We start from the raw sequence: 16603 nt of genomic DNA, 5'->3' as shown, positions 1-16603 counted from the left end.
CCAGTCATTCATGAGTTCTACACCTTGAAATGTAAAACCAAAAAGAAGAACGTTGCTATAGGTGCTGTAATGCACAAAGTGTGTAATATCATCTTTGCTATGCTTCGGGATAACAAACCCTATGAGATGATTACTCCTGAAGAACACAGAAAGCAGTTTGATCTACTCAACCGCACTACAAAAGCTGCCTAATATCTAATTTGTCATTTTCAATGTGCTATAAATGAATTAGCTTTATTAAGGTTACCCAAAATGCAGGTAATGACTAATTTCTAACATTTTCAATTTACTCCTTGACATTTCTTAGCTGGACTTTTTGGTATTGTCTATATGTTTGCAATTTTTTGCAACATAGGTACAATTCTAACATTTGCCAAAAAAATGTCAAGGATTTTTTAAGTGTTTTTTCGATAAATTGAAATATGTGTAACACTTTGGTAACATATTGGTCATCTAACACGCTGAATATAAACAAAGCCTTCCGCAGAATTTGCGGAAGGCCTCCAGTTATTAATTCAGTTTTATATCACAGTTGTTATTTATTCTTCATAGGTAAGAAGTGCTTCGCAGCACCCTTCTATCTCATAATTTCCACTTCCTGCGGGAAGGAAAAAGCTGTCACCCTTTTTGTAAACCATTTCTTCGTTTTCACAGCGTATTACTCCGCTGCCATCCACAATAAGCACATGAAGGAACGAATCCTTTCCGACATTTCCGCAGAATTTAGTGTCGTCTTTTTGTGATATAACCACTTTGTCCACAGTGAAATACTTACATGAGGCTATGTGACCATTATTAGGCTTAACCTCAGCAACCGGTGCAAGTGTTGTAACGTCCATGGCTTTTTCTACATGTAACTCCCTCAGATTGCCATTTTTATCACGTCTGCCATAATCATATACGCGGTATGTTACATTCGAATTTTGCTGAATTTCAGCAAGAAGTATGCCCGCACCTATAGCATGCAGGGTTCCCGACTCTATAAAAATAACGTCTCCTTTTTTTACGGGATACGCATTCAGAACCTCTGTGAGAGTTTGGTTTTCAATCCTTGCGGCAAATTCTTCCTTTTTAATCTCACGATTGAAGCCATAGTATAAAAAGGCATCCTTTTCAGCATCGATAATGTACCACATTTCGGTTTTACCATACTGATTTTCATGCTCCTTCGCATATTCATCGGACGGATGAACCTGTAATGAAAGATCCTTTTTTGCATCAATGAACTTGATAAGGACAGGAAAATCTTTGAACTGTTCACATTTTGATCCCAGAACTCCCCTGCCGTTTTTTTCTATATATTCGATTATGGTCTTGTTAGCAAATTCGCCATTTTCAATTACGGATTCACTTCCGGGATAGCACGACAGCTCCCAACTCTCAGCAGTAACCTCACCGGCAGGAGTTTTTCCGAAATCCTGCACAAGCTTGTTTCCGCCCCATAAATAATCCTTTGTAGTCGCTTTAAGCTTTAATAATGACATTTTTTTATCCTCGCTTATCGTATATAAAACTCGTTTGGAATTATAATTATAGACTTTAAAATCATATACATGCAACTATTACAATTTTGACTCTCATATTGTGATATACTGAATTAGAAATAATCAAACAAAGAAGGCGTGATGCTTTGAAAAAAATAAAAAAATTTCTTAAATGGATAATAATAGCGCTCATTTTTTTTGCTGCTGTTCTCATAATTGCTTTCAAGCTGTACACAAGCAGCTACTACCGCGCAGATCTGAGCATTACCGAGAACATTCAGGAATTGCTTCGAAATGACGTGCACTCATATTCAACCAAAGACGGAGCGGTCTTTATCCCTCAAAAGCAGGAAGTTAAGGCTGTTATTGTATTTTATCCGGGCGGAAAAGTGGAATATACCTCATACAACGGACTTATGTATGAGCTTGCTGCAAGAGGATATATATGCCTTTTACCAAGAATGCCCGAAAATCTGGCTCTGCTTAGCACAAATGCAGTAGACCGAATCACTTCCGGGTATGAGGAATTCAACAAGGAAGCTGAGGAACTCGACTGGTACCTGGCAGGGCATTCTCTCGGAGGCGTTGCCGCATGTGTTCATCTTGGAAAAAATCTCATCCCTGACGAAGATGGCAGTTCCGAAGATATAACCATGTCTTCAGAGTATAGTGGAATTATTCTTTGCGCCTCATATCCGACGGAAGATCTATCGAACAGCAATCTCCGTCTCCTTTCAATTTACGGCTCAAATGACCAAGTACTCGATCGTGAAAATTATGAAAAGAGCAAGAAATACTGGCCTAAGGATTCCGAGGAACATATTATTCCCGGCGGTATCCATTCCTATTTTGGAAGCTACGGTATCCAGAGCGGTGATGGAGCGCCGGAAATCACCAATTATAATCAAATAACCCAGACAGCGGACATTATCGCTGACTGGGCCAGTCACTAACGCATAAATATTTAATATCTCTTGCTATTATTATCTGATATCTTTATCTGCAATGCCTTTGAAAAGGGAAAGGAGTGCCACACTTATAAGAATTCCTCCAAGAATATCTGTAAGCCAGTGTACTCCGCAGATAAGTCTGCCCACTACGGTAACAACCATAATTACTGCGCAGCAAATCTTCAGAAGCCTTAATAGCTTTTCATCCTTAATATAATTCCCAATTACCATTATTGTGCTGGCCATGACCACGCAGATGAGCATTGTGTGTGAAGACGGGAATGAAGCTTCCGCCTCGGTAGCATCCGGCATGATAATCGGTCTGTAATTGATTATTACCTTTTCAAACAAAGCATAAAGAGCGATAACCACCGCATAAAGGCATCCAAGCTTTATAATGACAGGATCCACCGCGGTTATGCTTTTTCTTTTTATAAGCTGCACAAGTCCGGTTAAAGCAAAAATGGCACACACCAGAAGTGCAAGAATTCCGAAAATCTCCGTTATTTTATACCATATGATATTTATTCCGAAAATGTTATGAAATGCAGTATTTATGCTATAAAATCCCATCGGCTTACCCGTCTCCGGAACTACGGCAACATCCACATTCTTAACAAGAATAATCAGAATCAGCGCAAGAAGAGCAAAAATCCCCGAAACAACAAAACTTTTTCTACTTTTCATAATTTATTATATCTCCTATTAATTTTTAGTTCTATCCTGCAATTTTTCCTGCAGATTCTCATTTGCTTCCCGAAGCTCAGCTGCTGTCACATTTATGAAATTAGCCAATCTTCTAACCATTGACAGCTGATCATGCATCTTGTGCTCCTCAGGAACCTCTATCTCCTTATCTCCTATACCGGTAGGCTGCGACATAGCCTGTCCGCCCTCTCGCATTCCGATAGCAATAAGCGTAACATGATGTTCGATTATGTATTCACCCATACGTATGATCTCGCCGCTTGAATAAAAGCCGCTTACAGGCGCAATCAGGCTGAATGGACCGGTCTCCTTATTAATCAGATATTTCCAATAGAGGCGTCTGACGCCGCAGGAATACAGAAATACCGCCTGTGGAGCAAAGCTTCTTACATTCCACACAAGGTCCTCAACATCGGATTTAATAACGTCAGGATCTCCGTAGGACAGGTTAACCTTAGAACCCTGCTTAATATCAGCCGCAAGCATTATTGATCTATCCTCGGTATTGCAGGAAAAAGGCATACGCAGTACTTCATGTCCATGCTGGTTGGACATGATCGGGAATTCCAAAATATTGGCAAAGAAATTCTCATCTGCCTGTATGTCCAGATATTTACTGTAGATATCACCTGCCGGCACCCCGTCAAGCTCGTACAGCCTCTTATCCTCTATCCTGGTTACGGTCAGATCTCTTCCGAGCGGCTTCCATCCGATAGCATGATGAATATCTATATGAAAGTCATCACCCGAGTAAGTCACCAGAACCACGCCATGCTCCGACGTTTCAGTATCCCCGATAACCATTGTTACGTTTTCTTCAATCTTTTTCCCTGCACTGCCGGCCCCAAAGATTTTTACACTTTTCTCGCACTTTTCAGCTTCCCTGAGAATCTTGGTACTGTTTATAGATTTCAAGGTCATAAGTATTTCTGCGGCTTTTATATTATCCGTTACATCTATGCTGCGACAAATATCTCTTCCGGTATCCCCTTCACGGCCTTCTTCTGTTTCAAAAAGATGAACACCAATCTCTGTACTCTCAAATATAGAAACAGCCATAACAAGTCCGTATTCAGCCAAATGGCCATCACAGATGTCCCCATTTGAACTGGTACCTGCTATATGTGCATCGGGATACATCTCTTTTATTTCCTGCTGGATTTCATGTATCTCTTCCCTGCCAAATGCTATGGTGTACAAGTGGAAAAGTATAGACTTGAACGACGTTCTCTGAGTATATGCATAGACCTCTGATAAAGCCTTGGTTACCTCTGATGCTGCAGTAAATTCATAATTAAATTGTTTCAATTGCATTAACCTCTGTCATAAGAAAATAATTTATCACGTCTAATATTATAAGGCAAACAAATCATATTCGAAATAGCTCTTTTCAGAAACACTTGTAATTATGCCATTTCCGCGCAAAGAAACGGATAACACAATATATAGTGTTTATAACTAATAAATGGCCTATATATTGACCGCCCACTTTTTATGTGATACCTTATATGTAGTGGGTATTTAAGTTTTTTTGGGGGTGTTCTTATGTATGATGTAGTAAAACGAGACGGTAGTATTGCGAGTTTTGATATTTCAAAAATATCATCTGCTATAATCAAAGCTTTTGTAGCTCTTGATAAGCCCTATCACACAAGTGTGATAGATCTTGTGGCTCTTCGGGTAGCTTCAGATTTCGAAAGCAAAATCTCAAATAATAAGATAACAGTAGAACAGATTCAGGACAGTGTTGAGAAAGTGCTCTCAGAATCAGGTTATTCCGACGTTGCCAAGACTTACATTCTCTACAGAAAACAGCGTGAGAAGGTCCGCAATATCAACTCTGCACTTTTAAACTACAAGGATCTTGTAAATGACTACCTCAAAATCAATGACTGGCGTGTTAAGGAAAATTCAACGGTTACCTACTCTATCGGTGGTCTTATTCTCTCAAATTCAGGTGCTATTACAGCAAATTACTGGCTATCAGAGGTCTATGACGAAGAGATTGCAAAGGCTCACAGAAGCGCTGCAATTCACATCCATGACCTTGCCATGCTATCAGGATATTGCGCAGGATGGAGTCTTAAACAGCTGATTCAGGAAGGACTTGGCGGCATTCCCGGCAAGATTACATCCGCTCCTGCCAACCATCTCTCCACTCTTTGCAACCAGATGGTCAATTTCCTTGGTATCATGCAGAATGAATGGGCAGGCGCGCAGGCTTTCTCGTCATTTGATACATATCTGGCTCCTTTTGTGAAAATCGATAATCTTTCCTATGAAGATGTCAAGCAGTGTATCCAGTCCTTTGTCTACGGAGTCAATACACCGAGCAGATGGGGCACACAGGCACCGTTTTCCAACATTACTCTGGATTGGACCGTTCCTGCCGATCTTCGGAACCTTAACGCTATTGTCGGCGGAAAAGAAGTTGATTTCACCTATGGCGACTGCCAGCGTGAGATGGATATGGTCAACAAGGCATTTATCGAGATAATGATTGAAGGAGATGCCAACGGACGTGGATTCCAGTATCCCATCCCCACCTATTCAATAACAAGTGATTTTGATTGGAGCGAGACCGAAAATAACAAACTTCTCTTTGAAATGACTGCAAAATACGGCACACCGTATTTCTCAAATTATATAAATTCAGACATGGAGCCCAGCGATGTCCGTTCCATGTGCTGCAGACTGCGCCTAGATCTTCGCGAACTGAGGAAAAAATCAGGCGGCTTCTTCGGCTCTGGCGAATCAACCGGTTCTATCGGCGTAGTAACTATCAATATGCCCAGAATTGCATACCTTGCGAAAGATGAAAATGACTTCTACAGTCAATTGGATCACCTTATGGATGTTGCTGCAAGAAGCCTTAATACTAAACGTCAGGTTATTAGCAAGCTTCTTGAACAGGGCTTATATCCTTACACCAAGAGATATCTCGGATCTTTCAGCAACCACTTCTCTACCATCGGACTTATCGGTATGAACGAAGTGGGCCTGAATGCAAAGTGGCTTAGAGCCGACATGACAAGCGAGAAAGTTCAGCAGTTTACCAAGGAGGTTCTCACACATATGAGAGACCGCCTATCCGATTACCAGGAGCAGTATGGAGATCTCTACAACCTCGAGGCCACACCTGCTGAATCTACCACATATCGCTTTGCTAAGCACGATAAGGAACTCTATCCCGATATCATAACCGCGAACATGGCTGAAACACCTTATTACACCAATTCTTCGCATCTACCCGTTGGCTACACGGAGGATATTTTCTCGGCTCTTGATATTCAGGATGAATTACAGACATTGTATACCTCAGGAACTGTATTCCATGCATTTTTAGGCGAAAAACTTCCTGACTGGAAGGCAGCTGCCAATCTTGTGCGCAAAATTGCTGAGAATTACAAGCTTCCTTACTACACAATGTCACCGACCTATTCTATTTGTAAAGAACACGGATATCTTTCCGGAGAGCAGGCTGTTTGTCCTATATGTGGTGCAAAAACCGAGGTTTACAGCCGTATTACAGGTTATTATCGTCCTGTTGCAAACTGGAACGATGGTAAGGCTCAGGAATATAAAGATCGAAAAGTATATGATGTAGCACATTCAACTTTGAAACGCGAGAATGTATCAGTTTCAGTAAAAACTGCCGCAGAGCTTGAAAACAACCTGATAAATATAAAAACACCCGATATGAATTCGGTGCTTTTATTTAAGACAAAAACATGTCCTAATTGCAGAATAGCCACTACTCTTCTGGATACAGCCGGTGTCAAATACGAGCTTTTGGATGCAAATGATAACTCAGACCTTGCTCAGGAATTAGGGATAATGCAGGCTCCCACACTTGCCATCCCCGAAGAGGGAGGATATAAGTTATATCCCGGGGTATCAGATATAAAGGGATGGATAAGTCTTAATAAACAAAACGCAGCAGTATAATCCTTATTCTATAAACCTTCTTCTACGATAAAAACTCCGGCTTTCCGGGGTTTTTATTGTGTAATTATTCAAATTACCGCATATATCATTAGACAAGCGCCGTATTCTCGTATATTATTGAATGAAAGAGTTTTATGGAGGAGCAAAAATGGGGAAAAAATCCATCAAGGAAAACAAGAATATTTACTTTGAAAGCCGCGAGGAAGCAGGACTCACAAGAGCACAAGCCAGTGAGCGTATCGGTTTTATTAGCGAAAGCCGCCTTGAAAAAATAGAAACCGAAAAGACTGCGATTCAGCCGGAAGATGTTGTTGCTATGGCAGAGGCTTATAAAAAGCCGGAATTATGCAATTTTTACTGTACACACGAGTGCAGAATCGGTCAGGATTCCGTTCCTGTTGCCAAAGAGTCAACTCTCTCCGAGATTGTACTTGCCATGCTTTCTTCTCTCAATTCGCTTGACGAACAGAGAAACAGGCTTATAGACATCACTGCAGATGGCATTATCTCTGATGACGAACTTCCTGATTTCGTTAATATCCAGAAGCAGCTCGCTCAGATTGACCAGACAGTAGAGTCTCTTAAGATCTGGATGGCTAATACCGTAGCAAATGGTCAGATTAACAAAGAGAAGCTGGATGCGCTTTTAGCAAAGAAATAACGCATAATTCTACAATTAGAGCATTAAAAATGGCATGTGAAGAATAACACATGCCATTTTATTTTACGTTTTTTATTCCAAATTGGCCTTATCCTGCATGTTTACTGCAAGTTCAGCGATTGTGCCATCCCTGAAGGGGCTCTTTAATCCAACCTCATCCAGCATATCTTCATAGAACTTACTTGCTGATATCTTACAAAGATCAAGATAATGTTTCCAAGCATCCTTGTAATCCTTGTCCATCCATACCTTAAACTGCATAGCAATTACACTTGCAAGCACATAATCGATGTAATAGAAAGGTGACCAGAAAATGTGTCCCTGCTTCTGCCAGAATCCACCCTCTGCAAAGAAGGGATCACCATCAAAATCAAGCCATGGTCTGTAGGTCTTTTCCAGATCCTTCCATACCTGTTTTCTTTCAGCTGGTGTCATCTCAGGCTTCTCATATACTATATGCTGGAATTCATCAACCATACATCCGTAAGGAATGAAGGTGATTGAATCTCTTATGTGCATCTTGAAGTAATCATCTTTTCTGTCACCAAAGAACTTATCCATCCAGTTGTAGGTGAAATACTCCATTGACATTGAATGAATCTCTGCCGTTTCCATCGTTATATCGTTGTGCTCGGTAATCTCTTCATCTTTTGTCACATAACCCTGGAATGCATGTCCGCACTCATGTGTGACAACGTCTACGTCACCGGCTGTACCATTGAAGTTGGCAAAAATAAACGGAACCTTGTACTTAGGCAGGAAATCCATATAACCGCCCTGCTTCTTATTCTTTCTTCCAAGTACATCAAAGAGCTCGTTCTCTATCATAACATCGATAAACTCTGCTGTTTCAGATGAAAGCTCTCTGTACATGTCCTGTCCGGCTTTCATGATCTCCTCTGGCGTACCTATAGGGGCCGGATTGCCGTTCTTGAAGTATACCTCATTATCATAGTACTTAAGCTCATCAACGCCGATTTCTTCTTTGCGTTTCTCCTGAATCTTGCAAACAAGCGGAACAAATGAGTCCTTAACCTGCTTTCTGAAATTCTCAACCTGAGGTCTTCTGTAAGAATTTCTCATCATACGGTTGTATCCAAGCTCGATGTAGTTCTCATATCCCAGTTCTTTTGCCTGTTTTGTCCTGTTTTTAACGAGTTTATCATAAATATCGTCAATTTCATCGGTCACAGACATAAAGTAGTCTGAAAGAGCCTTCCAGGCCGCCTTACGATCATCTCTATCGTTACCTGTAAGGAATTTTCTCAGCAATGAAATATTGTACTCTTCTCCCTTAAAAGGAATCCTTGCAGACGCGATAATATTGTCATACTTATTGATGAGGGCGTTCTCTTCCTGCATAAGCGGAAGGATTTTCTCGTCAATTGACGCAAAATCAAGCTCCATATTCTTGAAAGCTACCTTGCCAATCTTTTCCTCCAGATATTCTCTGTAAGGTGAGTTATAAATGAGCTTCTTGTAGTCGTTATCATACTGTGCAATAACAGGTCTGATTTCGTCAATATATTCCTGCTCCTTGGCATAAAACTCCTCTTTGGTATCCACATCATGTCTAAAGCATCCTATGGTCATATTGGTTCTGATATCGTTCATAAAATCATAGTAGCTCTTGTGGAGTGCAAATTGCTCCTCTCCACTCTTAGCGTCCTTACTGTCCGCCATCAGCTTTTCAAAAAAAGCCTTCACTTTATCCATATCTATGTGTTCATATGGCATCTCTGAAAATTTCATGCGTTTTTCCTCGTCTTTCTAAAAGATACTGCCCTTCGATTATAGTATTTTAGCCGCTATTTTACAAGAAATATTTAATTGTGCGCTATTTGTTGCGGCGCATGTTGATATATTGATGTTCTGATGTATTGATGTTCTGATACCGTATCTGTTAATATAATTTAGTTAATCTATATAATGATATTTAATAAACTTTTTATTATTCAGCCGACTATTAGCCTATATAATTAAAATAGTACTGTATTATCTCTCTTGTTTTTGCACAGAAAGGATGGGTAAAAATGGTATACAGAAAGATTATTTCCGTAATTACTGCCTTTTCGCTAATTCTTATGTCCGCAGGATGCTCAAAAACTGTCCAGGAAGCAGAACAACCTGCAGAACCCGGCACTATTACACTACTTAACATAAAAAGCGAAGTAGGTTCTCAAATCGGGGATCTTGCAAAAGAATACTCCAAAGAGTCAGGCGTCTCTGTAAATGTCATAAATGTTCCCGCCGGCGTAGATGCACAGGCTACGCTTAAGGGATATTATCTTTCCGATCAGATGCCTGATATAATCGCTTGCGAAGCTGCCGGTTTCAGTAACTGGGATGGTCTTCTTGAAGATTTAAGCGACCAGGACTGGGTACAACGCACTGATGCTTCCTATTCCGATAGCACTTATGGCGTTCTGGGATTCCCCTATACTACAGAGGCTATAGGCCTTGCCTATAATGCAAACATCCTGTCCTCATGCGGAATTGATCCTGCTTCAATCACAGGTCCGGAATCCCTGCAATCAGCATTTGAGACCATTGATTCTAAAAAGAACGAGCTTGGTCTTACCGCTGTAATCGGCTTTTGTGCAGAGCCAAATGATGTAGGATGGTCAGCAGGCAACCATATCTTTGGCACCTACCTTGACTCAGGACTTGGCAGGACTGATACCACTTATATTGATATGCTTAATGACGGTGGAAAAATTGATGATGAGCGTTTTTCAGCCTTTGCAAATATGATCAGCCTTTTTATAAAGTATTCTGATCCTGCGGTTCTTACGGAAAGCGCATACAACGAACAGGTTGCCAATTTTGCAGCCGGAAAATATGCTTTCGTAACACAGGGATCCTGGATAGGCGCTACAATGACAGGCGATTCTTCCGCAGATTATGCAGCTGCAGGAAACTTTGAGGTAGGAATGCTTCCATATTGTTTCTTGGACGGACAGGACACAATCCTTACCAGTGCTCCATCCTGGTGGGCCATTCCCAAGGAAGGAAATGTAGAAGAAGCAAAGGCATTCCTCCAATGGTGCTCCGAGGACTCCGGCCAGAAAATTCTTGTTGAAAGCGCAGGATTTATCAGTCCCTTTACGGACTGTAAATATGTAGCTTCTGACCCGTTCGCCAAGGTCATATCAAGTTATATTTCTGCTGGAAAGACATCAAACTGGCACTGGCAGAATATGCCATCCGGACTGGGACAGAACGGTCTCTCATTTGCTTTCTATAAATTCGCCACCGGAGAGCTGGATCCAGAAAGCTTTATAAATGAAGTCAAATCCATCACTTCCGAATGGTATTCAAAGCTTTAAGGAGGGTGGCAGAATGAATAATAACGCTAGTAATGAATTAAAAAATCCTGCTAATGTAGCGGTTAAAAAGAAAGATTCAATCTTGTTTCAACTTATGGCACTGAATCTTTTAATGCTGATAGCTTTCATAGTTGTAATGAATCTTGTTATGTCATCCATGCAAAGATCCACAAACAGCAGTATTCAGATGTTTGGCTCAATGATGACCCTGACTCAGCATGAAGCGGCATTAAAATCCGATGTAATGTCCTTATACGATCAGACTACCGGATATATCGCTGCTGATGCCGTTGAAACAAAGGAAGCCCTACTTCCGCAGATAAATGCCGTACGTTCAACCATTGAAAGCGATATAAAGGCCCTTAATGAAGATTTTGCTTCAGCCAATGATGAAGAAGCTACAACACAGCTTGGAGAAATATCAAATCAGTATCAAAGATTATCGAATCTTATCGATTCCGCCATCGCAAAATGTGACGCCGGAGACCGGGAATCCGCTTATAAAATACTCTTTGATAAAGCCGAGATTCAGAAAATTGCGATTTTCCACTCCGCTAAAGCTCTTGATAACGCTATTTCATCTCAGTCGGACGCGACAATAACTTCAATGAATGCCCTCCTCGCATCCGGCAAAATTGTTGCAATGGTCGGTATGGCTGTAATTCTAATACTGATTATTATCAATTTCTTTATAAGTTATAAAAATATCGTGAGAAAGATCCGCTCTATAAGTGATGAAGTAAACAAAATCATTTCGGATATTGAGCAGGGAAATGGTGATTTGACCGCCAGAATTAAAACAAAAACTAAATCAGAGCTGTTATTTATAACGGGTGGTATCAATCATTTTATCGAGACTTTGCAAGGAATCATGCGTGATGTCAAGAATGGTTCACAGATACTTACTTCTTCTTCAGAAGAGGTTGCTTCTCAACTGAGGATGGCTGACGACAATGTTACAAATTCCTCAGCTGCCCTTGAAGAATTGTCTGCAAACATGGAGACACTTGCAGAAACAGTGTCATCTATTAATTCTAAAGTTAATAATGTCACAGGTGCTACAAAGGCCATTACAGATGAAGCTGAGAAAGGTACAGCAACGGCAATCGCTATTAAAGAAGAGGCTAATACGCTAAAGTCTCGCGTAACCACTAAAAAAGCCGATGCCGGCAATCAAATGTCCGCTCTTTCCGAAACACTTTCTCAATCAGTTAAGGATTCAGAGAAAGTCGAACAGATCAGCGAACTTACCAATACCATACTTGATATAGCTTCACAAACCAATCTGCTCGCGCTAAATGCTTCCATTGAGGCTGCAAGAGCCGGAGAAGCCGGAAAGGGTTTTTCTGTCGTAGCAACAGAAATTAGCGCCCTTGCCGACAACAGCAGACAAACCGCTGCAAACATACAGGTTATAAGCAATGAAGTAACCGAAGCAGTTAATAAACTGGCTAAAAACGCTCAGAATGCCCTGGATTTCATCAATGGTACCGTTCTTGCAGATTATGATGAATTCGTTGATACAGGCGAAAAATATGAGCATACAGCCGATTTGATGGACGATATGCTTGTATCCTTCACCGAGAAAGCTGAAAATCTAAATGAAATAATGACTGAAATGGCAGAATCTATCCAAATGATAACCACTTCCATTCAGGAGAGTTCAAAAGCGATTTCACTGTCTGCTGAGAGCTCTACCGAGATTGTCGGCGGAATCAAAAAGATATCGCTTGCTATCAATCAAAATACTGATGTTACCGAGCAGTTAAATGAAACAACCGAAAAGTTTAAATCGTTGTAATATATTATATCTTTAATTAATTATTTAAAGAGGCTATGAATATTCTCTATAATTCATAGCCTCTTCTATATATCGTATGTTATTATAAGTGCCTATCTAACTGCATCCATCAGTATTTTAGCCAGATCGGGCTTATTCATGATATAGAAATGTATGCCGTCAACACCTCTGTTCTTTAACTCCAACGCCTGTTTAATTGCATAATCAATACCATATTTTTTCATTTCCTCAGGATTGTCTCCATATTTGGAAATAATAGATGATAATTCCTCCGGAACGGTAGTTCCCGAAAGGGTTACTGTGGTCCCTAACTGCTTTGCACTCGTAATTGGCATTATTCCGGCCGATATGGGCGCTTTTACACCCAAGTCATGTAATTTATCGATCAGACGATAAAAGTAGTCATTTTCGAAGAATAATTGCGATATGAGCACATCACAGCCCTTGTCAACCTTTGTTTTTGTATTGTTTATATCCTCTTCTTCGCTTTTGGCCTCAGGATGCTTATGAGGATAGCATGCTCCAAGCAAAGTAAAATCCATACCCTTTCCCTTGATATATTCAGCCATATCACTGGCATGGAGGAAATCGCGTGTATTGAACTGCTCATCAGTCATAAGCTTCGGTCTGTCGCCTCTTAAAACCAAGATATTTTCAATCCCAATGTCCTTAAATCTGTTAAGACCTTCCTCTAATTTTTCTTTACTGAAGCCTACACTTGTAATATGGGAAACTACTTCAAGTCCCGCTTTATTCTTAGCGTAATCTGCAATTTCAACTGCCTTTCCGGCATTAGATCCGCCTGCGCCATAGGTTACACTGACAAAATCCGGCTTAATTTCCGAAAGCTGCTCAAGTTTTGTATAAATATTGTTAAATTCATCCTCCTTTTTCGGCGGATAAATTTCACATGATAATACTGTTTTACCTTTACCGTAAAGATCCTTAATACTTCCCACTTCTTCCATCCTCCGTTTCTTTTAGAATGTATTGTATCATACTATTCATAACACCTATAAGTTTTTTCTTCCTAAATGGGCCATATTTTATCATTATAAGGGCATAACACGTGAAAGCTGCCAGGGGGCAGCCCGGCAGCTTTCTATATGGTTATCAAGCTTGCGATCCATCCTTTGATCACTGCAACGGTCCCTAAAAAAGGGCATAAAAAACCTGTTTCCATGTCGTTTCCCTTCCATGGAAACAGGTTGCTTTCCGTTGCTAATAAATATATCGGTGCATCTGTAAAAAATATTAGTCCACTTTTATTGATTTATTTTATTATTTATCCGATAGCCTTCTTAACCGCCTCTAATACACGGTCTGCCTGGAAAGGCTTAACAATAAAGTCCTTCGCACCGGCCTGTATTGATTCGATTACCATCGCCTGCTGGCCCATAGCCGAGCACATAATGCAACAAGCATTGGGATCCGCAGCCTTTATACCCTTTAGAGCACCAATACCATCAAGCTCCGGCATGGTAATATCAAGAGTTACAAGATCAGGCTTAAGTTCGTTATACTTGTCGATTGCGATCTTACCATTTTCGGCCTCGCCGGCAATCTCATAACCACCCTTTGTCAGAATGTCTTTCAACATCATGCGCATAAAAGCGGCATCATCTGTAATAAGTACTCTCTTAGCCATTATGAACCTCCATATTTTCTATTCCGGATGTTTAATTTGCGCTCCGGTAAATCTCTCGAATTCATTTTCTATTTTATCATAAATTTTTCAAAAAAAACCCTAAATCGTCGTTCAAACAATTAAAAAATGATAAAATTTCGTTCCGTTTCGAAATAAATTCTAAAAAATGTATATATAAGCCCATCAATACATCATTATATAATGTTGTATTTTAATCATGTTATATCAGAATGCACTTCTATTTCTTGATTGTCGCTTTTTTCTGCAAAAATTATCTATATTTATTCCTCAATTTCTAAAGAATTTATCTGGATTCCTTTACCCTTTAATAATTTTCCTTTTCTTTCTCCGCAATCAGGACATTTATATCTGTTTTCTTTGTCCGGATGATATTTATTTCCGCACCCTTCGCACTGAATTTGCACTTCGACCAGGTTGGTTTCCAGCTCTGTATCACTCAAATTCGTTCCTTTTACTGCTTCCGGATAGTATTTGTGTAAATAATATGGCACAACGCCACTCATCTCACCTACATCAACAATTATTTTTTTTACTTTCCTGATATTATTTTTTTCGGCTTCTTCCTGTACTGCATTAACAATGTCTATGATATAGCTCAATTCATGCATTTTATCGACCTCCTTAAATTGTGTATACAATATAAAAAATAATCCAATGACTTTTTCGGTCAATGGATTCTAAATTATTTTCGTTGTTTTTTATTAAATATCTATGGTTATTTATGTTATTGGCTATTTGCGGCGCTTTTCAATTTAATAATATATGTTATTTATAATAATTGACTTATTAGGTCAATATTTTCAATATTAATATATATATGTATAAATATTAGTCATTTTCCTCTATATCGCTGAATATCATTATATATAACGCATGTTATATATCAAATTGTTTCCACAGTTCTATTATAATCTGCTTAATTTATATTATTTTTATAATTTCCAGAATAAACAGATATTTTAAATTTTAGTCAGTCTATTCTTTCCTTCATCTGATCTGGACTTTTAATTTCACTTTATATGTCAAAAAATCAGGATAAAAACCCAGGATTTTTTCACGAATTTTTCCGTGATTTTTTTCTGTTTTACTCTCTATTTTTTTAGATTTTAAAAATACATATTTGTAATCAAAATACATTTATATAATATCATCTTTTTATATTATTATCAAGTATACAAATCAACATAATATAAATATATATGCACATTTTTATATATTTTCATCTTTATATTTGCTCATCATTATTTACAAATACTATTACATATTGATGATTAATATTCTAAATATATTGTTTTATTTATATATTTATATATTTTTATTTAGATATTTGTACATCTTATATGCATCATCTAATGATACTATTATATCATACTTACATTCTAATAATATAGATATATATCATGTTAACATAATATATTGCTGTTTATATATATTGATACATTATGATGTCTATACCCAAATACATGTTTACATAACGATACAATTATCTCATATTCCATTAGTATATTTGTATCATGTCATCATGTTGTTATATTCAAAGTTTCTTGATATGTTTACATAATGATGTCACCACATCATTTGTCCGGCTTAATAACCATGTATTTTAAAACGTGTATAATGTAACCAGTTCGGGCCAAACTTACTACATATATACAAGTCATAACTCAATATATTGCTTTTACTATTTTTGTAGGTACTATATATTGTATATAATTATATATCATGATGTCATTACATCATTGTAAAAACGATCATTATTTGCGCGAAAGCTCTAACCACATGCGCCAAGGGTGCATCTTGGACTAACACATCACTACATCAAAATATAGAATGTTGTTTTGATGTATTGATGTGTTGCGTTATCCACACCATTTTATATGTTCATCATTAATTATTCTATATGACATCATGTTGTATTGTTATTTTTATATATATCTATATTATTTAAATGATGTCATGTTGGCATATTACATTATTCTATTTATATATTTGTTTCTTATTACATTTATTTTATGATATACATATATACATATATATAAATATATTATTAGCA

12 protein-coding genes and 1 pseudogene are annotated in these 16603 nt (G+C 38.6%); 6 read left to right on the top strand and 7 right to left on the bottom strand.

Features of this window, described 5'->3' with window-relative positions; genetic code table 11:
* Positions 1-192 (top strand): annotated as a pseudogene (locus tag BLR42_RS06585) (IS110 family transposase); the annotation flags it as partial.
* A gap of 347 nt (positions 193-539) precedes the next feature.
* On the opposite strand, the gene BLR42_RS06580 reads toward BLR42_RS06585, so the two are convergent.
* Positions 540-1484, bottom strand: coding sequence for a type I phosphomannose isomerase catalytic subunit (locus BLR42_RS06580; protein ID WP_091867640.1), 945 nt, complete (start codon positions 1482-1484; stop codon positions 540-542).
* A 146-nt stretch (positions 1485-1630) separates the two neighbouring features.
* Here BLR42_RS06580 and BLR42_RS06575 point away from each other — a divergent pair, with 146 nt between their 5' ends.
* On the top strand, positions 1631-2437 hold the full coding sequence (locus tag BLR42_RS06575; RefSeq protein ID WP_170832656.1) for an alpha/beta hydrolase: 807 nt from the start codon (positions 1631-1633) through the stop codon (positions 2435-2437).
* A gap of 30 nt (positions 2438-2467) precedes the next feature.
* On the opposite strand, the gene BLR42_RS06570 is transcribed toward BLR42_RS06575, so the two are convergent.
* Both BLR42_RS06570 and BLR42_RS06565 read right to left on the bottom strand, forming a co-directional pair.
* Positions 2468-3121, bottom strand: a complete 654-nt coding sequence (locus BLR42_RS06570; protein ID WP_091867636.1) for a phosphatase PAP2 family protein — start codon at positions 3119-3121, stop codon at positions 2468-2470.
* 18 nt (positions 3122-3139) lie between these two features.
* Entirely contained in the window at positions 3140-4450 is a 1311-nt protein-coding gene (locus BLR42_RS06565; protein WP_170832655.1) for an FIST signal transduction protein, read from the bottom strand.
* Positions 4451-4687: 237 nt separating this feature from the next.
* On the opposite strand from BLR42_RS06565, the gene BLR42_RS06560 reads away from it, so the two are divergent.
* Positions 4688-7090: a ribonucleoside triphosphate reductase gene (locus tag BLR42_RS06560; RefSeq protein ID WP_091867631.1), complete on the top strand. Its 2403-nt coding sequence runs from the start codon at positions 4688-4690 to the stop codon at positions 7088-7090.
* A 148-nt stretch (positions 7091-7238) separates the two neighbouring features.
* Positions 7239-7751: a helix-turn-helix domain-containing protein gene (locus BLR42_RS06555; RefSeq protein ID WP_091823637.1), complete on the top strand. Its 513-nt coding sequence runs from the start codon at positions 7239-7241 to the stop codon at positions 7749-7751.
* Positions 7752-7823: 72 nt separating this feature from the next.
* Here the strand turns inward: BLR42_RS06555 and BLR42_RS06550 are convergent, their stop codons facing one another.
* Entirely contained in the window at positions 7824-9503 is a 1680-nt protein-coding gene (locus tag BLR42_RS06550) for a M3 family oligoendopeptidase (RefSeq protein ID WP_091867629.1), read from the bottom strand.
* A 281-nt stretch (positions 9504-9784) separates the two neighbouring features.
* Between BLR42_RS06550 and BLR42_RS06545 the strand changes: the two genes are divergently transcribed.
* Together BLR42_RS06545 and BLR42_RS06540 are read left to right on the top strand one after the other, a co-directional pair.
* A complete protein-coding gene (locus tag BLR42_RS06545; RefSeq protein WP_091867627.1) occupies positions 9785-11080 on the top strand; it encodes an ABC transporter substrate-binding protein in 1296 nt (431 codons plus the stop codon).
* A gap of 13 nt (positions 11081-11093) precedes the next feature.
* On the top strand, positions 11094-12881 hold the full coding sequence (locus BLR42_RS06540) for a methyl-accepting chemotaxis protein (RefSeq protein ID WP_170832654.1): 1788 nt from the start codon (positions 11094-11096) through the stop codon (positions 12879-12881).
* 92 nt (positions 12882-12973) lie between these two features.
* Here BLR42_RS06540 and BLR42_RS06535 read toward each other — a convergent pair whose 3' ends face one another.
* From BLR42_RS06535 to BLR42_RS06525, 3 genes are all read right to left on the bottom strand, one after another.
* Positions 12974-13840 carry a methylenetetrahydrofolate reductase gene (locus tag BLR42_RS06535; protein ID WP_242879234.1) on the bottom strand — a complete coding sequence of 289 codons (867 nt, stop codon included), beginning with the start codon at positions 13838-13840 and terminating at the stop codon, positions 12974-12976.
* 326 nt (positions 13841-14166) lie between these two features.
* On the bottom strand, positions 14167-14529 hold the full coding sequence (locus tag BLR42_RS06530; protein WP_022761203.1) for a response regulator: 363 nt from the start codon (positions 14527-14529) through the stop codon (positions 14167-14169).
* 281 nt (positions 14530-14810) lie between these two features.
* Complete coding sequence (locus BLR42_RS06525) at positions 14811-15158, bottom strand: hydrogenase maturation nickel metallochaperone HypA/HybF (RefSeq protein WP_242879233.1); 348 nt, start codon at positions 15156-15158, stop codon at positions 14811-14813.
* Between the last annotated feature and the right edge of the window lie 1445 nt (positions 15159-16603).

This window comes from Butyrivibrio sp. INlla16, assembly GCF_900104155.1.
Taxonomy (GTDB): domain Bacteria; phylum Bacillota; class Clostridia; order Lachnospirales; family Lachnospiraceae; genus Butyrivibrio.
The sequence above is the reverse complement of the archived record's forward strand: the minus strand, read 5'-3'. Positions and strand labels throughout refer to the sequence as shown.